This is a genomic window from Vibrio sp. Vb1018 (genome assembly GCF_033338775.1).
Lineage (GTDB): Bacteria > Pseudomonadota > Gammaproteobacteria > Enterobacterales > Vibrionaceae > Vibrio > Vibrio alginolyticus.
Genome location: NZ_JAWOTI010000001.1, coordinates 391486 through 409512, shown reverse-complemented (window position 1 = coordinate 409512; position 18027 = coordinate 391486). Strand labels below are relative to the sequence as shown.

The 18027-nt window shown below is 46.4% G+C and carries 16 protein-coding genes; 5 read left to right on the top strand and 11 right to left on the bottom strand.

From position 1 onward, the window contains the following. Positions 1-29 precede the first annotated feature (29 nt). Together R7Z10_RS01745 and R7Z10_RS01740 are read right to left on the bottom strand one after the other, a co-directional pair. A complete protein-coding gene (locus tag R7Z10_RS01745) occupies positions 30-2687 on the bottom strand; it encodes an alpha-amylase family glycosyl hydrolase (protein ID WP_318103761.1) in 2658 nt (885 codons plus the stop codon). Positions 2688-2816: 129 nt separating this feature from the next. Beyond that, on the bottom strand, positions 2817-4280 hold the full coding sequence (locus R7Z10_RS01740; RefSeq protein ID WP_318103759.1) for an AraC family transcriptional regulator: 1464 nt from the start codon (positions 4278-4280) through the stop codon (positions 2817-2819). Positions 4281-4446: 166 nt separating this feature from the next. Between R7Z10_RS01740 and R7Z10_RS01735 the strand changes: the two genes are divergently transcribed. After that, complete coding sequence (locus R7Z10_RS01735) at positions 4447-5100, top strand: oxygen-insensitive NAD(P)H-dependent nitroreductase NfsB (RefSeq protein ID WP_005480118.1); 654 nt, start codon at positions 4447-4449, stop codon at positions 5098-5100. A 69-nt stretch (positions 5101-5169) separates the two neighbouring features. Beyond that, positions 5170-5460, top strand: coding sequence for a putative quinol monooxygenase (locus tag R7Z10_RS01730; protein ID WP_005499915.1), 291 nt, complete (start codon positions 5170-5172; stop codon positions 5458-5460). On the opposite strand, the gene R7Z10_RS01725 is transcribed toward R7Z10_RS01730, so the two are convergent. Beyond that, a complete protein-coding gene (locus R7Z10_RS01725; protein ID WP_020838235.1) occupies positions 5457-6380 on the bottom strand; it encodes a LysR family transcriptional regulator in 924 nt (307 codons plus the stop codon). The genes R7Z10_RS01730 and R7Z10_RS01725 overlap by 4 nt on opposite strands. 132 nt (positions 6381-6512) lie before the next feature. Here R7Z10_RS01725 and R7Z10_RS01720 point away from each other — a divergent pair, with 132 nt between their 5' ends. After that, positions 6513-6731, top strand: a complete 219-nt coding sequence (locus R7Z10_RS01720; protein WP_005374929.1) for a VF530 family DNA-binding protein — start codon at positions 6513-6515, stop codon at positions 6729-6731. 1492 nt (positions 6732-8223) lie between these two features. Here the strand turns inward: R7Z10_RS01720 and R7Z10_RS01715 are convergent. Further along, positions 8224-8676 (bottom strand): thioesterase family protein, encoded by a 453-nt coding sequence (locus tag R7Z10_RS01715; protein ID WP_005374933.1) that lies wholly within the window; start codon positions 8674-8676, stop codon positions 8224-8226. Between the two features lie 210 nt (positions 8677-8886). On the opposite strand from R7Z10_RS01715, the gene R7Z10_RS01710 reads away from it, so the two are divergent. Together R7Z10_RS01710 and R7Z10_RS01705 are read left to right on the top strand one after the other, a co-directional pair. Then, positions 8887-9651 (top strand): ferredoxin--NADP reductase, encoded by a 765-nt coding sequence (locus R7Z10_RS01710; RefSeq protein WP_005374935.1) that lies wholly within the window; start codon positions 8887-8889, stop codon positions 9649-9651. Between the two features lie 180 nt (positions 9652-9831). Continuing rightward, entirely contained in the window at positions 9832-10278 is a 447-nt protein-coding gene (locus tag R7Z10_RS01705) for an RDD family protein (protein ID WP_025768614.1), read from the top strand. Positions 10279-10338: 60 nt separating this feature from the next. Here the strand turns inward: R7Z10_RS01705 and R7Z10_RS01700 are convergent, their stop codons facing one another. From R7Z10_RS01700 to R7Z10_RS01670, 7 genes are all read right to left on the bottom strand, one after another. After that, positions 10339-11010 (bottom strand): DUF2057 domain-containing protein, encoded by a 672-nt coding sequence (locus R7Z10_RS01700; RefSeq protein WP_017634411.1) that lies wholly within the window; start codon positions 11008-11010, stop codon positions 10339-10341. A 216-nt stretch (positions 11011-11226) separates the two neighbouring features. After that, positions 11227-12375, bottom strand: a complete 1149-nt coding sequence (locus R7Z10_RS01695) for an AI-2E family transporter (protein ID WP_318103757.1) — start codon at positions 12373-12375, stop codon at positions 11227-11229. Next, positions 12368-13054: a potassium channel family protein gene (locus R7Z10_RS01690; RefSeq protein WP_318103756.1), complete on the bottom strand. Its 687-nt coding sequence runs from the start codon at positions 13052-13054 to the stop codon at positions 12368-12370. The genes R7Z10_RS01695 and R7Z10_RS01690 overlap by 8 nt, the downstream gene beginning before the upstream one ends. A gap of 16 nt (positions 13055-13070) precedes the next feature. Then, positions 13071-13961: an HlyD family secretion protein gene (locus R7Z10_RS01685; RefSeq protein WP_033906681.1), complete on the bottom strand. Its 891-nt coding sequence runs from the start codon at positions 13959-13961 to the stop codon at positions 13071-13073. Positions 13962-13973: 12 nt separating this feature from the next. Beyond that, positions 13974-14177: a DUF1656 domain-containing protein gene (locus R7Z10_RS01680; RefSeq protein WP_005374946.1), complete on the bottom strand. Its 204-nt coding sequence runs from the start codon at positions 14175-14177 to the stop codon at positions 13974-13976. Next, the gene (locus R7Z10_RS01675; protein ID WP_017820551.1) at positions 14177-15820 is read right to left on the bottom strand and encodes a TolC family protein; all 1644 of its coding nucleotides are present in this window, start codon (positions 15818-15820) and stop codon (positions 14177-14179) included. The genes R7Z10_RS01680 and R7Z10_RS01675 overlap by 1 nt, the downstream gene beginning before the upstream one ends. 10 nt (positions 15821-15830) lie before the next feature. Continuing rightward, positions 15831-18005, bottom strand: a complete 2175-nt coding sequence (locus R7Z10_RS01670; protein ID WP_213867899.1) for an FUSC family protein — start codon at positions 18003-18005, stop codon at positions 15831-15833. Positions 18006-18027 lie beyond the last annotated feature (22 nt).

The following is an 18027-nucleotide window of genomic DNA, read 5'->3' as shown; positions in this document are numbered from 1 at the left end:
AAACGCTGGGCGGTGTTTTATTTAACGGTTTATTCCGACAAGGTGATGATTGGTAAATCGTCCCAAATCTTACTTTCATCCGATGCGCCACCGGAGAAGTTCCAAGGGCCTTTGTCTTGTTCTAGCGGACGGTAAGTTGCCGAAAGGCCGTCTAAGTCCCAAGTCGTGACATAGAAGCGGATACCATCGAGCGAATCTGGGCGGCCTAGTGCATCGCTAGTAAAGTCCATCGAAATGGTGTTGTTGGCTTTGTCTACCGTGACCATTGGTGCTGGTGTTACGGCTTCTCCCCATGTCGTCGCATTTGCTCCTTTGGTGTTGTAAATCGAGCTTTGCCAGCCAAAAACAACCGCATTGCGACTCCAGGTTCCGTTTGGCATAGAAGCGTTGATCTTCGGTAGCTCAGACAAGTTGGTTGCGGCTTCTTCCGGTAAATCAATAAAGATGGTGAAACCCACGTGGTCGAAGCCGTTTGGTGGCAACCAAGTGTCGGTGATTTTGTCCATAGTGAAGGTCAAACGTACGTTACTGCCAACGGTAAACACTTCTGCTTTGTTGATCGCGAGTTGGCTGTTGTCTTTGTCGAACGTTGGATCGGTTGGTAATGAGTAGTTGCCGTTTGGGCCGCCCACGCCGTCTTGTGCATCGCCCGCATCATCAATGGTGTCGTCCGGCGTGTTTGACCAGCTTAGGTTGGAGACAAAATTCACGTCCTCGATGCCTGCTTTTTTCTCGGTGGAATAAATCGCGAAGCGGTGCTGTTGCTCGCCAATCGCAAAATGACGAGTCGACAGCGTGACACTAAACTGACCATCAGCACCTACAGTAATGGTTTGCGCTGTTTCCAAGTTACCATCGACGACAAGGTTCAACTTCTCGTTGGCGTTCGCACTACCCGCGATAACAATATCACCAGTGATGGTTTTTCCTTCCCAATCCTGCGCCAGTTGTATGTTGAGGTCTGGGGTATCTACCGATTGGGTATCGTTAGTTTTTGAGTAAATCACGGCAGATTTGGCTGGTAGCTCAAGGGTTACGTGACCGTTTTCATCTGCGATTAACTGCTCTGGAGCGTCTACCCAGTTCGACATGATTTGTTGTTTGAAGACGGTGCCACCAACTTGTTCTACATCGAGTTGGTTCATCAACATTGGAGAGTTAGATGTGTTCATTACCACTAAGACTTCGTCGTTATCCAAAGTGCGGGTAAAGGCGAACACACCTGCACCAGCTTTATCGCTGCCAATGACTTTCATTTCGCCGCGTGTCATGACTTTGTTTTCGGTACGTAACTTAGCAAGCTCTTGGATGAACAAGTACATCTCGCTGTTTTGGTCGAATGAATCTACGTAGTCGCCGTCTTCACGGTAACCGCCAGCAAACATCGCATCGCGCGCTGCTGGCATCGCTTGCTCTGTACCTTGGTAAATCACAGGAATACCGGGTACGCTCATCATGGTGATCAGAGCTTGCTTCATATCGTTGACACTGCCTTGCGATAGAAAACGCGGCATATCGTGGTTATCAATGAAGTTCGGCATGATGTATGGATTCGGGAACATCTCCATCATTTTCTCAAGACGGAAACGCAAATAGTCGGTCGGTTGCCCTGCTGCAAATACGCGCGTCATGGTCGCTTGCAATGGGAAGTTCAGTACCGAGGTTAACTGCTCCGGCGAGCCGCTTTCGCCGATGTAAGTCAGCATCTTCTCTTCGCCTTCTGTGTTGTAAGGCGTAGATGTTTCGAAGACTTCACCAAAGGTCAGGAAGTTATCGCGACCAGTATCAACCGCTTGAGTCATCACACCATCGTCGGCGTGCAGGAAGTCGTTCCAGAAGTCGTGTTCAACAAACTTCACCGTATCGATACGGAATCCGTCGACGCCGACTTCGCGAATCCATTTTCGGTAGCTCTCTTTTAGATAAGCGCGTACTTCAGGATCGGACGTATTAAGGTCATCCAAATCAGAGAGCTGCCAGGTTTTTTCTTGTACCGGATCGTTGTGGTCGGTGATGCTTGGCGTCCAGTGGTAGCTGCCTGTGCCATCTTCTTTACACTCATTCTTGTTGAGCGGGTAAGGCAGTTCTTGTCCTGCTGGTAGCGCATTTTCAATCAAACGGAAACCTTGGCAAGGTAGGCTAGGATCGTAATTGTATGGGTCATCGTAAGTGAAGAAGTTACCTACGTGGTTGGTCACGATGTCTTGAATCAAGAACATGTTACGAGCGTGCACTTCTCGCGCTAACGCTTGGTAGCTTTCCATGTCACCAAAGTGCTCATCCACTTTTTGGAAGTCACGCGCCCAGTAACCGTGGTAGCCACCATAGTTTTGTTCTGCATCCCACCATTGGTTTGCCACTGGCGGAGTAATCCAGATCGATGTGGCACCGAGAGTTTCGATGTAGCTTAACTTATCACTCACGCCAACGAGGTCGCCGCCGCTGAACTTTTTATCCGAAGTCGGATCGAATTCGTTCTGCCCTTGATCATTAAGAGCGCTGTCGCCGTCGTTAAAACGGTCGATCATCAGGAAGTAAATGATTTGATCTTGCCAATCAGGAGATGCCACGTGGCTTCCTGTATCGGTTGGCGTAGTTTCATCGCTACCACAGCCAGAAAGAGCTAAGGCGATCGCTAAAGGTAGTATTTTTATTTTATTCATAGGGTTAGGTAAGTTTTCAAACACGGTTTTTGTCTCCGTTATGCAGCAATGCGGAAACGATAAATCAAAGGTTTGAAATTGAGAGTGTCATTTCACGCCAAAAAAGACGTGAAATGATGTCACGAAGAGACGATTTTGATCTGACCGACAGTTTTAATTGAGCGGTTGCACAATAGGATATTGTATCGGGTAATGATCTTTCGCGAGCTCGTTGTCGGATTCATCATAAAGGCGGAAACGGCACTGCTTTGCAGTTTGAGTGAGCGATAATTGCAGCACCCAACAAGCATAATGTAGCGAGTGTTGGGTCAAGCGCATTGCGTGAGGTGTGGGGTCATCATCGACGTAACAGTCAATCCTCGAAACGTTTTCAAGTCGGCATGCCAGTTCGATAAAGAGCGTGTATTGCGCCCCAATATTAATAAGCTGCCGAGTCGGGACAATGTATTCCGTTGCGCCAATTAAAAGCCCCTTAGAAACCACATAGTCACGCTGGTGGTTATTCTCAATGTAACGTTCCCCATCGACTTCATAACAAAGGCGAAAGGTAAGGGGGTGCGCTACCGGAAGTTCGGTCGTTGCCCAGAGTTCGGTGCCATGACTTAAAAAACGCTCGAAGAAGGCGGGGTAGCGCCGCCATGCGCCATCACGGTCACGGCATTCTACCGAGACCACTTTTTCAAACGCAATATTGTCCACTTCCATCCAGATTTTGCCGACAGGTTGGTCGATGTGGTTATCGTCGAAGGTATTGGCTTTGGCGTAGTATAAGCGGATCGGTTGTTGATTTAGTTGAGTTCGGTTATCCAAACATTGTTGGCGATACTGCATGGGTGAAAACGGATACCAACGACGAAAAGTGCGGTGAAAGTTCGATGGTTCTTCGTAACCAAGTTGATAGGCGATTTGCTGCGTTGTGAGTTGGGTGTCGGCAAGCAAAGTGAGTGCTTGCTTTCTTTTAGCGAAATCAACGCATTGAGAGTAGCTCATTTGCTTCTCTTGCAGTCGACGTTGCAAGGTGCGTTTGGAGACGCCCAGTTGCCTTGCCGCTTGCTCTAACTTGAGCGCGTAATTGCTGTTTTTGATGAACAAGGCGTTCAAAACACTCAGTAATTCTGGTTGCTCAATGGGCTGGTGAGAAAGCAGCAAATAAACATGTTTCACCAGGTCAAACACGCTTGAACTCGTTTTAGAATCTCGCGTTTCCCCTAGAAAAATATCGGCCGCGAGTGGATTGCTGGCTTGAATTTGTACCTGTATTGATTCGCTTAGCTCAAGCATTTCCAATTGCATTTTGAGCAAGCCAAACACCGACTCCGCCCAATTTGGCATATCGGCTGTTCTGCATTCGACTTGCAGATGGATTTGGGCATCACCATGTTGCAATGTGACGTACAAACGGCGGTCGAATAATGAGACACTTTTACTCCACCAAAGCAGCCCTTCTTGGAGGTTAGGCGCTTCTTTCAACATCATGCATTGCAAGGCCACCAACTTCTCAATGTGCCAATATTCGCCGGCAATTCGAAGGTGATTGTGACCGAGCTTTTTGCACAGAAAGGATGTAATAACGTTATCTTGAGGCAGCATGAGTTGAGTTTGGTTGCGAGCAAACATGCATTATTGCTGAAAAGATGAAGAAGTTCAGTGAGAACGTTCAAAGCCTTTCTTATCTTTTATTTTCAAATTTATTTTGAAAATGTTTTTAATCGAAATCGGTTTTTCCCTTTATCTCATGAGGTTATGCTGTTACACAGCTTAAATTCATTAATTGGAGAACCTCATGGATATCGTACAAGCTGCAAAATCTCGTTACTCAACGAAAGTGTTTGACCCAACGCGCAAGCTACCTCAAGAAAAAATCGATGCAGTTAAAGAGCTGATTCGTTTTAGTCCATCGAGTGTGAACTCCCAGCCTTGGCATTTCATTCTGGCAAGCACAGAAGAAGGCAAACAGCGCATCGCTAAAGCGGCGCAAGAGAACTACGCGTTTAACGCGGCGAAGATTCTCAACGCTTCTCACGTATTGGTGTTTTGTGCGAAAACAGGCATTGATAACGACTACATTGAAGCGCTAATGGCGCAAGAAGAAAAAGATGGCCGATTCCCAACCGAAGAAGCGAAAGCGGCTGTGCGTGGTGGTCGTAGCTACTTTGTGAACATGCACCGCTTTGATCTGAAAGATGCGAATCATTGGATGGAGAAACAAGTTTACCTCAACGTGGGTACGTTGTTGTTGGGTGCTTCGACGCTAGAAATTGATGCAGTGCCAATTGAAGGGTTTGATCCCAAAGTGCTGGATGAAGAATTTGGCTTGCGTGAAAAAGGTTACACCAGCGTTGTGATCGTGCCGCTGGGCTACCACGCGGAAGATGACTTCAACGCGAAAACGCCAAAGTCTCGCTGGGACGCAGAAACCGTATTCACCGAGATATAATTCGAGCTTACTTGCTGGTTACGTAGAACCCTGTAATCAATATATAAATCGCAAAAGAGTGATAAAACGATGATCCACTTAGTTGCAGAAGTGAAAGCCTATCCAGACAGCAAGGATCAGGTGGTGAATTTGCTTGCTGGTTTACTAGAGCCAACTCGTCAAGAAGAAGGCTGTTGCCAATACGAGTTGTATCTCGACGAAAAAGTTGATGGCCTATTTATGTTCCAAGAAATTTGGGCATCGCAAGAGGCCTTGGATAAGCATTTGCAAAGCCCGCACATGGCGGCGTTTCTTGAAACATTGGAAGAGAACGATTGGGTTGAGTATACCCAGATTCGTCCTCTTCGATTTATCGCCTAATGACAGAAGGTTGCCAGCACGTTGGCGCGTTGTTGGCAGCATTTTTGTTGGATAAAGTCGCGGAAAGTCCGAATCGTTGGCGTCAGTAAGCGACGATCGGCACACACCATGTAGAGTGGCACTGGGCCGCAATCCCACTCTGGTAACACTCGCACCAATCTTCCCTCGATTAAGTCTCGGCTGATGTCCATCAACGATTTATTCGCAATGCCTTTGCCTTTAATCGCTAATCGATGTGGCAAGTCACTATCGTTGCTCATCAAGTTACCGCTGACCACGACTTGTTCTTTCTCGCCGTCACGCGTGAGCGTCCATTTGTTGTAGACCGAATCCGCGACCATATAGCACAAACAATTGTGTTGCGTTAAATCGGCAGGAGAGGTGAGTTCTGGATGTGTGGCTACGTACTCTGGCGATGCACATAAGATCCGTTCGTTTGCCCCACACAAAGCCAACACGACCAGATTGGAGTCGGCTGGCTCGCCGTAGCGAATCGCAATATCGACAGGCTTGGTGTACATATCCGTCAAGCTATCGGATAGCTCTAGTTTTATGGAAACATTTGGGTAGAGATCGATGAACTCATCCACCCAATCGAGCAACATATTGCGACCAAAATCGGAGGGCGCAGTAATGTGCAGTTGACCAGATAACTCGCCACGCGCACTTGAGATCTGATCCAACCCCTCTTGCAATGTTGCCAACGCTTGCGTGGTTTTGTCTAAAAACAGTTCGCCCTCTGAGGTTAAACGCAGGCTTCGGGTAGAACGCACAAACAGCGGGAAACCGATTTGCCCTTCAAGACGCTTAATCGATGCGCTAATGGCGGCAGGTGTCATGTCCATGCTGTTAGCGGCTTTTGAAAAGCTGCCTTGGCGCGCGGTTTCGACAAAAATATTGAGGTCGTTGAGGGCTTTCATCGTGAAAAGGGCTTTTATGAAGTTTGGGCTACTATAGGGGAGAGTCGTAGGCCAATTCAAGGTTAAAACATTAGGTTGCACGGCGAGTTTGAGTTAAATTAGCGCGCAACTTCACTTTACCGGATCAATAGCATGAGCCAACAGCAGCCGAATAACCCACTTCACGGGTTGAGTTTAGAGAAAATCGTCACCCGACTAGTTGAACACTTTGGTTGGAATGGCATGTATGAGCGCGTTCGTGTGAACTGTTTCAAGAAAGATCCGTCGATCAAATCTTCTCTGAAGTTTTTGCGTAAAACGCAATGGGCAAGAGACAAAGTCGAAGCGCTGTACATCGAGACATTCTGCTAACCGCTCTATAGTCTGCAGCAAGCGGCAAGTAGATTCTTAGTCTCGCTATGGCTCGCTAGAATGACGTAGCTTTTCTTATCGCGTAGGCTAGAAGAGTCGCTCTGCTGTTACGTTTAAAGCGTGATTCAGAATCTACCCTCAGGCTTGTATTGAGTCTATTCATAGCTCTATGGGCCTACAGCAGCGGTAAGTAGATTCTTAGTCTCGCTATGGCTCGCTAGAATGACGTAGCTTTTCTTATCGCGTAGGCTAGAAGAGTCGCCCTACTGATGCGTCTAAAGCGAGATTCCGGATGGTCACATAGGTTTATCTGGAATCGCTTTTTTAGATGGTTTTGTAGAGGTCAGAGCCAAACTCGAACCGTCATTCTGAACCGCGAGGAACGAGCGTGATTCAGAATCTACCCTCAGATTGTATTGAGTTTATTCATAGCTCTATGGCCTGCAGCAAGCGGTAAGTAGATTCTTAGTCTCGCTATGGCTCGCTAGAATGACGCAGCTTTTCTTATCGCGTCGGCTGGAAGAGTCGCGCTGCTGATGCGTCTCAAGCGAGATTTCGGATGGTCACTTAGGCTTGTCTGGAATCGCTTTTTTAGATGGTTTTGTAGAGGTCAGAGCCAAACTCGAACCGTCATTCTGAACCGCGAGGAACGAGCGTGATTCAGAATCTACCCTCAGATTGTATTGAGTTTATTCATAGCTCTATGGTCTGCAGCAAGCAGCAAGTAGATTCTTAGTCTCGCTTTGGCTCGTTAGAATGACGTAGCTTTTCTTATCGCGTGGGCTGAAAGAGTCGCTCTGCTGATACGTCTAAAGCGAGATTCCGAGTGACTCACTTAGGTTCTTCTGGAATCGCTTTTTTAGATGGTTTTGTAGAGCTCAGAGCCAAACTCGAACCGTCATTCTGAACCGCGAGGAACGAGCGTGATTCAGAATCTACCCTCAGATTGTATTGAGTTTATTCATAGCTCTATGGTCTGCAGCAAGCAGCAAGTAGATTCTTAGTCTCGCTTTGGCTCGTTAGAATGACGTAGCTTTTCTTATCGCGTGGGCTGAAAGAGTCGCTCTGCTGATACGTCTAAAGCGAGATTCCGAGTGACTCACTTAGGTTCTTCTGGAATCGCTTTTTTAGATGGTTTTGTAGAGATCAGAGCCAAACTCGAACCGTCATTCTGAACCGCGAGGAACGAGCGTGATTCAGAATCTACTCTCAGATTGTATTGAGTTTATTCATAGCTTTATGGTCTGCAGCAAGCGGTATGTAGATTCTTAGTCTTGCTTTGGTTCGCTAGAATGACGCAGCTTTTCTTATCGCGTAGGCTGGAAGAGTCGCTCTACTGTTACGTTTAGCGAGGTTTCGAATGATTCACTTTAGGCTCATTAGAATGACGCTAGTTTTCTTATCACGCGGGCTGGAATGGTACCTCAGCATCATTCCCGATAGCTATGAAGAAGCGCTGTCGGGAACCTCGCCTTTAATCTCTCGTTTCTTGCTACTCCAAATGATGCGTACTACCCACGGTTCCTTCCAAGTCTAAAATCGACTGGCGAACGTGATCTGGAATCGCAGCTTTAACGTTGTTCTTAAAATCAAACATCACACCAGTGGCGGTCGCGATGGTCGCAATTTTACCCCACTTCTTACTCAGCACTTGGTACTCCATTGTGATGCGATCTTCTTGCATGTCGATTACGCGAGAACCGACTAATAGCGTGTCTGGGTAAGTAACAGGCAATTTGTAGCGGCATTGAGTCTCGCTCAGTACTGGCCCAATTTGCGAGGTCTGCAGGTCGACCAGCAGGTTAATTTTGTTGAAGTAATCTAAACGTGCGGTCTCGAAGTAGCGAAAATAGACCACGTTATTAACGTGTTGCAGAGCATCCATTTCACCCCATGCGACTTTTATCTCTGTGATAACGGGAAAGTCCTTTAACAGTGTGTCCATTTTTATTGCTCCTTTTTCATCTGCTTTGCCACAAATTGCGACGCGACTTATCACTTTGAGCATTTATTCTAGATGTAATCATTTAATATGTAATAAAATTGTTTTTAAAATGTGAAATGAAATAGTGGTTTGATTATGTAAACTAGAAACTTTACATAATCGAGTTGAAGGCGTAAGTTTAACTAAGAGTAACCAGATAGGAGGTGTCTCATGATTGAACTCAAAGGTTTCAACCTCGCAAGAGTTGAGAAACGCATTGATTGGACAGGTGAGCTGTTCAGTTTGAGAATATCTGGCGCGCCTCTTTCCTTTAAAGCTGGCCAATTCACCAAGCTTGCTTTGCTTGATGATGAAGGTAAGCCGATCAGCCGTGCTTACTCTGTGGTTAATGCGCCAAGCGAGCAATTCGATTGGTTGGAATTTCTAATAGTAGCCGACCCTCAAGGACAACTTTCTCCACGGCTCCAAAAGCTTAAATCTGGTGATAGCATTTATGTCGGTGCCACCGCACATGGCGATTTAATCCATGATTCTATTCCTAAACAGGCTCATGACCTGTGGCTGCTATCTACAGGTACGGGGATTGGACCGTTTTTATCGCTGCTGGATGATATAAACTTACCGCCTCACAATGAGCGCATTGTGCTGGTTCATGCCGTTCGTTTCGAAAAAGATCTGGTTTATAAATACCTAATTGAACAGCTTCAGCAACGATATGAAGGCAGATTAAAGTATATACCGATAGTCAGCAGGGAAGTGGTTGATGGTAAATTACAAGGCCGAATTCCTGAACTCATCGAATCGGGTTTACTGTCCAACGCCGCTGATGCGCCATTCTCAGCTCAGCGTAGCTTTGTCATGATGTGTGGGAATCCACAAATGATCAAAGATACCGTGCCCGTTTTACAAGAGCTAGGCTTGGAAAAGTATCGCCATCAAACTGGGGGAAATATCATTTACGAACGTTACTGGTAGCGTTTTGTTAAATTGATACGGTTATGCTCAAGATGTAATGATTACTTTTGAGATACGACCGCGATTTAGTATGTTCTTAGTTGAATATTATGTTGGCAATACCTAAACTGCGCTCACCATTGCGCGTCTGTACACTCAGTCATTCTCGCTTAACCAATTACATTGAGGTGACTGAAGTCCATGTATGCTTTTATCGCGAGCAAGCAACAGAGAATCATTGCTGGTTTTATCGACCTGCTCTTTACGATGGTGGTCGTGTTAATAATTGCATTGAGTATTAACTCTTTTCTTAACGACTTTCAGCTCTCTTTAGCAGATAACCTCACGCTTGTTCGTGAAACTCAGGCGTTTTACTTGCTTTCTTTACCAACGGTTTTAATGATCAACTGGAATGCATTGAGTCATGGGCAAACCATTGGTATGCGCATGATTGGTATTAAAGTTGTAATGAAAAATGATAGTAAGGCAACGAAAGTTACAGCAGGGTTAAGGCTTGTTATTAGCTACTTACTGGAGATGCTCATTCCGGGGATCCCGTTGGTAAATTTGGCATTGTTGTTCTTTCATCCGGAGCGACGTTTGTTGCATGACTTGATCGCCAATACTAAAGTTGTCCAAGTTTCCTAATTTTTTGATCGAAAAAGCCACGTGAAGTGGCTTTTTTAATATCGATAAAGTTAACCAGATTTACTGTTGATTAACATATTTCTTAAAGCGAGCTTTGGTTTCTGCGTCTGCTTTTTGGTACCAGAAGTGCAGCATCTCTTCAGCTGTCGAATCCGCTTTAACCGCAGTTGCTCTCACTTGCTTCATATCCGCAGGAACCTTTGCAGGAAGCGTGACTGGCTGCATGGTTGCTGCGCCAGCAAAAGCCACGGCTGCTGCACCGCCAGCTTGGTTATAATCTTCGATTTCACGCACGTAATCACGACCGATTTGCATACCCGGTTTGAGCAACTTGTCCTGGTCAACCGCGATTGCGTTGCCAGAATCATCAACCAGTTTCCAATCTAAGTCTTTGATCTTCTCTTCCGCATCACGTAGGTTGCGGTATTCTGGCATTTGTAGAGTGAGTTCGGCATTGGTCGCGTCAAATCGTGTAACGATAACATCGCTTTCAACACTTAAACGGTCATTACCTTGGTTGAAGTAAGGGGCGAAACGAAATACGACTTGGTTAAGGCCATCAGGTAACGTCAGTGTTCTTTCAGAGGCGAAAAAACCACCCGAAAGATCTGCTTTTTCACCGTTAGCCGCTAATACTGAAACGTTGTCAGGAACACTCACGGTTACATCTGCGAATGCCATGCCACTCATTGCGAGAGCAAGCGCACAAGTTAAAGGCTTGATCAATTTCATTGTTTTTATCCTAAGCAAATTAGTGGTCATCGAGAGTGCATCGTTCATTGCCCGATTGCAACTCCCAAGTGTAATAAGTATGAAAATTTAACAAGAACGTCATTTTTATCGCATTTATTACGACGAAACTGTGATCCAAATAGAATCAAACCGCTGAAATGCAGCGGTTTGATATCATAAGTTATAGATTAAATTTCTTTCTAACTTATTGATTTATTATATGCCTGCACCGTGTCCAGGTACTGATTGGTCATTAGAAGCGTCTTGTTGTTCTGCCATTTCTTCTTGCTGTTGTGCTTTCTCAATGCTTAACCACCAAACAAATAACTCATACCAAATTGCTAGGATAACGGCACCTAAGAACAGACCAACGATGCCGTAGAAAAGCATACCACCGATGGCACCGAGCAGAATCACAGGCATTGGCACGTCGACGCCACGTCCCATTAACATTGGTTTGAACAGGTTTTCAGAAAGAGCCGCAACTACGACCCAAACAGTAAACATGGTTGCTGTTGAGGTGTCTTGGGTCATGTACATGAAGCCAATCACAGGTAGCACTGCGAGCAGCGCCGGGAGCTGAGCGATACATAAAATCATTAGAAGCAGTGTGAGTAAACCTGCTGCCGGAACGCCAAATACGAAGAAACCAGCACCGATCAACAGTGCTTGAATCGCCGCTACACCGACTACGCCAAGCAGTACGCTTTTAATTGTCGCAGCGATAAGCGTGGTCCAGCTTTTTGCGTTTTCACCAGCGGTTCGAATCGCGATGGTTCTTAAGCCTGATGCTGCAGATTCAGAGTACGTCATGAAACCTGCTGCAATCGCAAGTGACAAGATTGAAAGCAGTAAACTTCCCAATACGCCCCCAAGTGTACCCAGTAAAGATGTGAGTCCTGCCTTTATTTGTGGCATAAAGGTTTGAATCGCTTGCTCAAGATTAGTAGCGAATAGGGTCCACACTTCGTAGAGCTTATCACCCACGATAGGCCAATCCGCTACGGAAGGTTTTGGCCCTGGTATTTTCACTTGTCCATTTTGTAGTACTTCAAGCGCGTGCGTTGCACCATCCACAATGGAGCCTGATACCATAACAAGTGGCGTGACAAGGAGGGCAATACCAAGTAAAGCAATGGTTGTGGCTGCCAGACCTCTGCGACCACCATATACACGCTGCAATTTTTGGGTAAGCGGCATTAAAGCGACGGCTATAATAGCGCCCCAAATAACCGGAAGGATGAAGGGTTTGATGATGTCGTACGTAAACATCAGCAAGACAAAGATCAAGCCAATGCGTATTGCCGATTCCACCATATTACTGATGAAAAGCTTACTGTCGATTTTTACCGATTGTTTATCCATTTTTGTTTACCTGATGATCAATGTTAGAACTGACGAGACTTGAAACAACAATCGCCATATAAAAAACACCTGTGATGGCCTCTAAATACACCACGACTTGAGCCAATGGTGTTAGAGGACTAATGTCGCCATAACCGAGCGTGGTTAAGGTAACGAAACTGAAATACGCTGCATTGGATAAGTTCTGCCCCCAAGAAATCGCTTCCATACCGGTAAAGGCTTCAGGCGAAAACTCAAGCAGAATGAGGTAGGCAATCGCCCACATCAGACCAAGCAGCAAGAAAAGCGCTACCGAGCCAATGACTTTGTTGCTGTTGACATGGCCGGTGAAAAGAATCTGTCTTGCGATGGATTTAAAAGTGCCGAAAAAGAACGCAAAGGTGAGGGCAAGCATCACCACATTCATCTCTCTGATGTCGAAAACGGTCTTGATCACAATCACAAGAACCCAAACACCAAACAGGCTGTAGAGGAAACGAGACCAGGTTTTGTCAAAGCGAAGGCTCGCAAAACAGACGATAAACGTCAGAACCGTGAAAGCCTGAAGTATGTGTTCAATCGTCCCTTCACCTACGACTTGTGCCATCGCACTCCCTAGCAACAAAATCACTAGTGCTAAGGTTAGATAGAAGAAGTTGTTTTCTTCATTAATATTTTTGAGGTTTTTACCAATGACCATGGCTCTTCTCACTTAGTTATTGTTCACTTTCTGCGGATGACTCTTTCATCACCATGATGGACGCAGAAAGCCCGAATCGAAGATCAACATCTTCAGGAAGTTCTTGTAGGGAGATTCGCACCGGAATACGTTGTGCTAAGCGAATCCACTGAAAAACAGGGTTTACGTTTGGCAGAAGGTTGTAGCCGACCGTGCCGTCTTTGGGCGCAATACCCCAACCAATCGAGTCAACCGTCGCGTCAATTGGCGTGTCTGGGTGAGACATCAAAGTGACACGCGCTTGGCTGCCAGGTTCGATTTGCGCAAGTTGGTTTTCACGGAAGAAACCAAATACCCAAAAGCTGTTTTTGTCGATCAGTGCGAGCAGTGGTTGGTTTGCGACCGCTTGCGTACCGTTTCTAATATCGAGGTTAGATACAAAACCATCGACGGTCGCATAAACTTTGGTAAAGCTGAGATTAAGGCGTGCTGATTTTAGTTGCTCTTCTGCAGATTTGATTTGCAGTAGCGACTCTTCGTAAGCGATTTCACGACGAATCAGATCCTTATGAGAAACTGCGCCACGGTCTTTGGCACGAATGTCTTTTAAGCGGTCATACTCGATTTTTTTACCGCGAGAGCTAACAATGGAGCGCTCCAGTGCTACTTCGGCTTGAGATAACGCAACCTGGTAAGTCGCAGGGTCGATTTCAAACAGTAAATCCCCCGTTTTTACTTCTTGGTTGTCTTGCACCGCGACATTTACAATTGGGCCTGATACGCGAGGAGCCACTTTGATGACGTTAGCACGCACTTGCCCATCTCGTGTCCATGGGTTATTAAAGTATTCCTCAAACTTTTGATAGCCGAGCCAAGCTGCGCCACCAAGAATGACAAGATTGAGTGCGATTACGAATAGTTTTTTCATCTTGTTTGGCACCTAAAATTGAATATAAAAGCTGTCGATGGCCACCACATAACCGACCATGATGGCAATAAACGTCAGAGACGGAAAAGCGATGAAGCGAGACAAACGTGTCTTGTTCAATATCATCACCGTTATCCACGTGGCCGTGACGGCGAGAAAGAGCACGAGTAGCGTAGGAGAAAAGTAAACGTCTCCCCAAGAGAGTTCATGAGGCATTACCGATCCTCCGTTTTGTTTTCATCACTGGTCTCAGCCGGAGTTTCGAGTCGCAAAGGCGGCAATACGCGGTTTTCTTCATTTAAATAACTTCCCCAGTCAGTGCGCTCTGTCATCTGCGTGGCAATCGATTCACTGATGAAAGGTTTGCCTGTTTGGGTTTGCCAGCCTCCACCGAGGGCTTTGTAGAGCGCGACAACTTGGTTCGCAACATTACCTTTGATCGTTGCGTAGCTGTCTTCTGCGCGGGTCATTTTTTCTACCGAGTTAAGCAGACGTTCGAATGAAATTTGTCCGTTTTCGTACTGTGTCATGGATATGTTGAACGCACGAATGGAAGAGTTGACCGATTGCAAGCGTAAATCTTTTTGCTGCAAATACAGGTCATATGCTTCGATTGCATTGGTGACTTCATTAACGGCTTGCAGTACCTTTTTGTTGTAGTTCGTCAGCGTTTCTTGGAAGCGAGCATCTTCGAAACGAATGTTATTTTTCACGCGTCCGTATTGGAAAATGTTCCAACTGAACGTTGGGCCAACCACCATGGTGAGCGAATCGCTAAAACTGAAACTGCTGCCATCGGGAACCGTACTGTCGATACCGATGGAACCGAACAGCGAAAAGCTTGGGTACAGAGCGGTTTCTGCCACGCCAATCTGCGCACTTTGCGCGCGAGCTTGCATCTCAGAGACTTGCAAATCCGGACGTCGCATCACTAAGTTAGCATCCACTTGCGTATCCAAAAGCGGTGGACGTGGCACAATGGAGCGCTCGTCGGTGCCCGATAGCGCCGATTTTCTGCCCGTTGATTTGAACTGGGCTTCGTACTCAGCGATTTGCTTGTGCATCCCATCCGACTGTAGCAGTCCATCTACTTCTTCTGGTAACAGACCCAGTAGCAAAGCCAACACAGTACGTGATTGCTTCATTGCCACTTCGAGGCTCGGTAGCGCTGCTTTGGTGGTGTAGAGTTGGTTTTTAGCTTGTTGAACGTCCAATTCTGTAACGTTGCCAGAGTCGAACTGCACCTGAGTAATACGTACGACACGCTCTTGAATCTCGATATTGCGGCGAGACAGCAAAATACGCTCTTGGAATGTGCGATAGTTGATGTAATTGCGCGCCACTTCGGCGGTTATGGTAACCATGATGTCGTGATACGATGCGATGGATGCGTAGTAACCCGCTTCTGCCGACTCAATACCGCGAGCATACTTGCCCCAAACATCCATTTCCCAAGCAGCATCAAACGACAAAGTGGCGTTATTCACGCCCTGATCATTTACGTAGGCACGCGCTAGGTTTCCTGACACGGTTTGAACTTGTGGGTATTGCAAGCCAGTCGAAATACCAAGCAATGAACGTGCTTGTACAATTCGTAGCCCTGCGGCTTCTAAATCGAGGTTTTGTTTGCTCGCCAACTCAACCAGCTGATTAAGAGTCGAGTCATTAAATTGCTGCCACCATTGTTGTAGCTGTTGCTCTGATTGCTGCGTATCTTTGGCTGCTTTTTGCACCGACCAGTCACTTGGCAGTGGCGCCTGCTTTGGATGAACATAATCTGGTCCTACCGTGGTACACGCACTGAGTCCGAGCAAAGAAAGTATGGCGAGGCTTGGTTTGGTTAGTTTTGGAAGCATCATATCCCCACCTTTAAAAACGCTTCTGTTGTAAGTTCACCCAATCGATATCCTCGTAGGTTTGCTTGCAATGCTTGATTGCTTCGAACACGTTCCGTTTTAAATTCAGCAAGATATAAAAACCGGCTATCTCTGAATAAGCGTAGTCAGATAAATCCAACTCACTAAAAAAATCTTCCAGTTTATCTTCGAATGTTTGGTAATCCTGACTGTATTGGTCGAATACGGAGTCGAGTTCTTGTGTTGCTTGATGGCTAGCTAAAGCGCCCGCCATCAAAGGAATGATGGAATCGCGGTGCTGTTGGCGAAGCTTAGTAATCAGCGGATTGGTCATCAACTTTTTCTCGGCGGCCATTAAGATGTTGATGTGATTACTGAGTACATCACACGCTTTGCTGAACGCGCCAATCGCTTCTGGCGTGGTTTTATCAAAGTGTTTGTGGTTGATTTTCGAACCCCAGACTTTGAGCTTTTTCGATGAGACATTGAGCGTCACCAAGTGTAAGGCCCGTTTGGGCGGCGTAATAACCGAGCTAGACTGCTGTTGATAGGTAGTGAACAGCTCTCGGGTATGTCGGAAGTAGCGTTCTTTTATGGTCAAAAAGAGGTGTTCTGGTCGTGAGCTAAACGGGAAGTAGTGCGCGAAAATAATCATGAACACCACCATGTAGAACAACAGCATGATCGTCATGAGGATCCCGAAGTGATAAAACATGTTGTTGTCTAAACCGAGAACAAACAAGCCAATCATATAGAAAATCGTCACTGGCCCGTTAAACAGATAAAAACCGATAAAGGTGTAGATAAAGATGAACAGGCCAAGTTCTAACCCGAGATCCAATTGCGGAAGAATGAAGACGTAAGAAGGCACCGCGAACAAGAAGCCGAAAGTGAACAGCACAAGCAACAAAATTGGGTGCACAGGCACGAACGACAGCAAAGACATAAACATGGTCGAGAAGACCACGAACGAGTAGCCGCCTGGTGGATTGAAATAAATCCAAATCAGTCCAGCAACCCAATAAGTGACAAAGGTTTTGACCGCGGTTTTAAAGTTTTCTGCGTCCCACCATAGAAACTTGCCTTTCGGTTTCGGCAGTGGCACGTCAAAGGAGACATTGTTCGTCACAGAGTCAATACAGCTAATGCTCTCCGCTAAACGCGACAAGTTTTGATGCATCAGTTCCAACAGGTGACCAAGCGTAAGCGCAGAGCCTTTCTCTAGGTGAGCTGCGTCTTCTAGCAACGCTTGGTTGTATTTGACTTTGAATTCCTGAGCACGATAAGCGGGTTCTTTTTTTTCCCAGACTTGTTGGCAGGTATCAAATAGCGCGTCAATTTCCGCCACGGCTTGATCAAAGTTGCTGATGCTTTCACGGTCTTGCTGGTGGCTAAAGTGGCTGTGCGCCGCGACGGTCAATTGTTGCGTTACCTGCTTGTTCAAATGAACTGCCAAGCGCCACTCTTTCATGTAGGCCGACACGTCGCTGCATTCCACACTGACCGTGGCAAAGCGCTGTTCGAGTGCATTTTGAGCGGCAAACATCTGTTCGATGAGAGTGTCCACGCTAGGTTGTGGCTCTTCCGCTTCTGGATTTTCTTCTCCGTCTTCTTGAGGAGAGATTTGCCCTGCCGATTTTTGCTCGAAATTTTGCAAGATAGCGGAGAACAACGCGCGTTGTGCTTGGTTGAGTTGTTCGATGAGCTGCCTTAGGTTTTGTTCTGTTTTGGTCGGGAATAAGAAAGTCCCCACGAGTGTGTAAACCACCACCCCAAACACCGTCATATAGGCGCGGTCAACGCCATAAAGGAACGCACCTTCTGCGTCACCGCCATTGGACATCATCAACGTCATCACACCGGTCAGCATGAGTAGCGTTGGATCTTTTTGATAGGCATTACGGAAGTAAAAAATGAATGAGACCACAACCGACACGCTCAGCATGTACAACAAGCGGTCTTGAGCAAACAATCCCACCAGTAACAAGCCAACGACGGCGCCAACCAACGTACCAAACACGCGTAAGGTACCTTTGGCGAGTGATTCTCGACGACTGCCTGTGGATGCAATCAGCATCACTGTGGTTGCGGCCGTCGATGCTTGCGGCCAACCCATGGCAAACGGGATCAGATAAGCCAGAGTTAGGCTAAGCGATACTTTAATAGCGAATTTTATTTTGTCGTTCATAGTGTCAAAGTTTGCTCAGGCT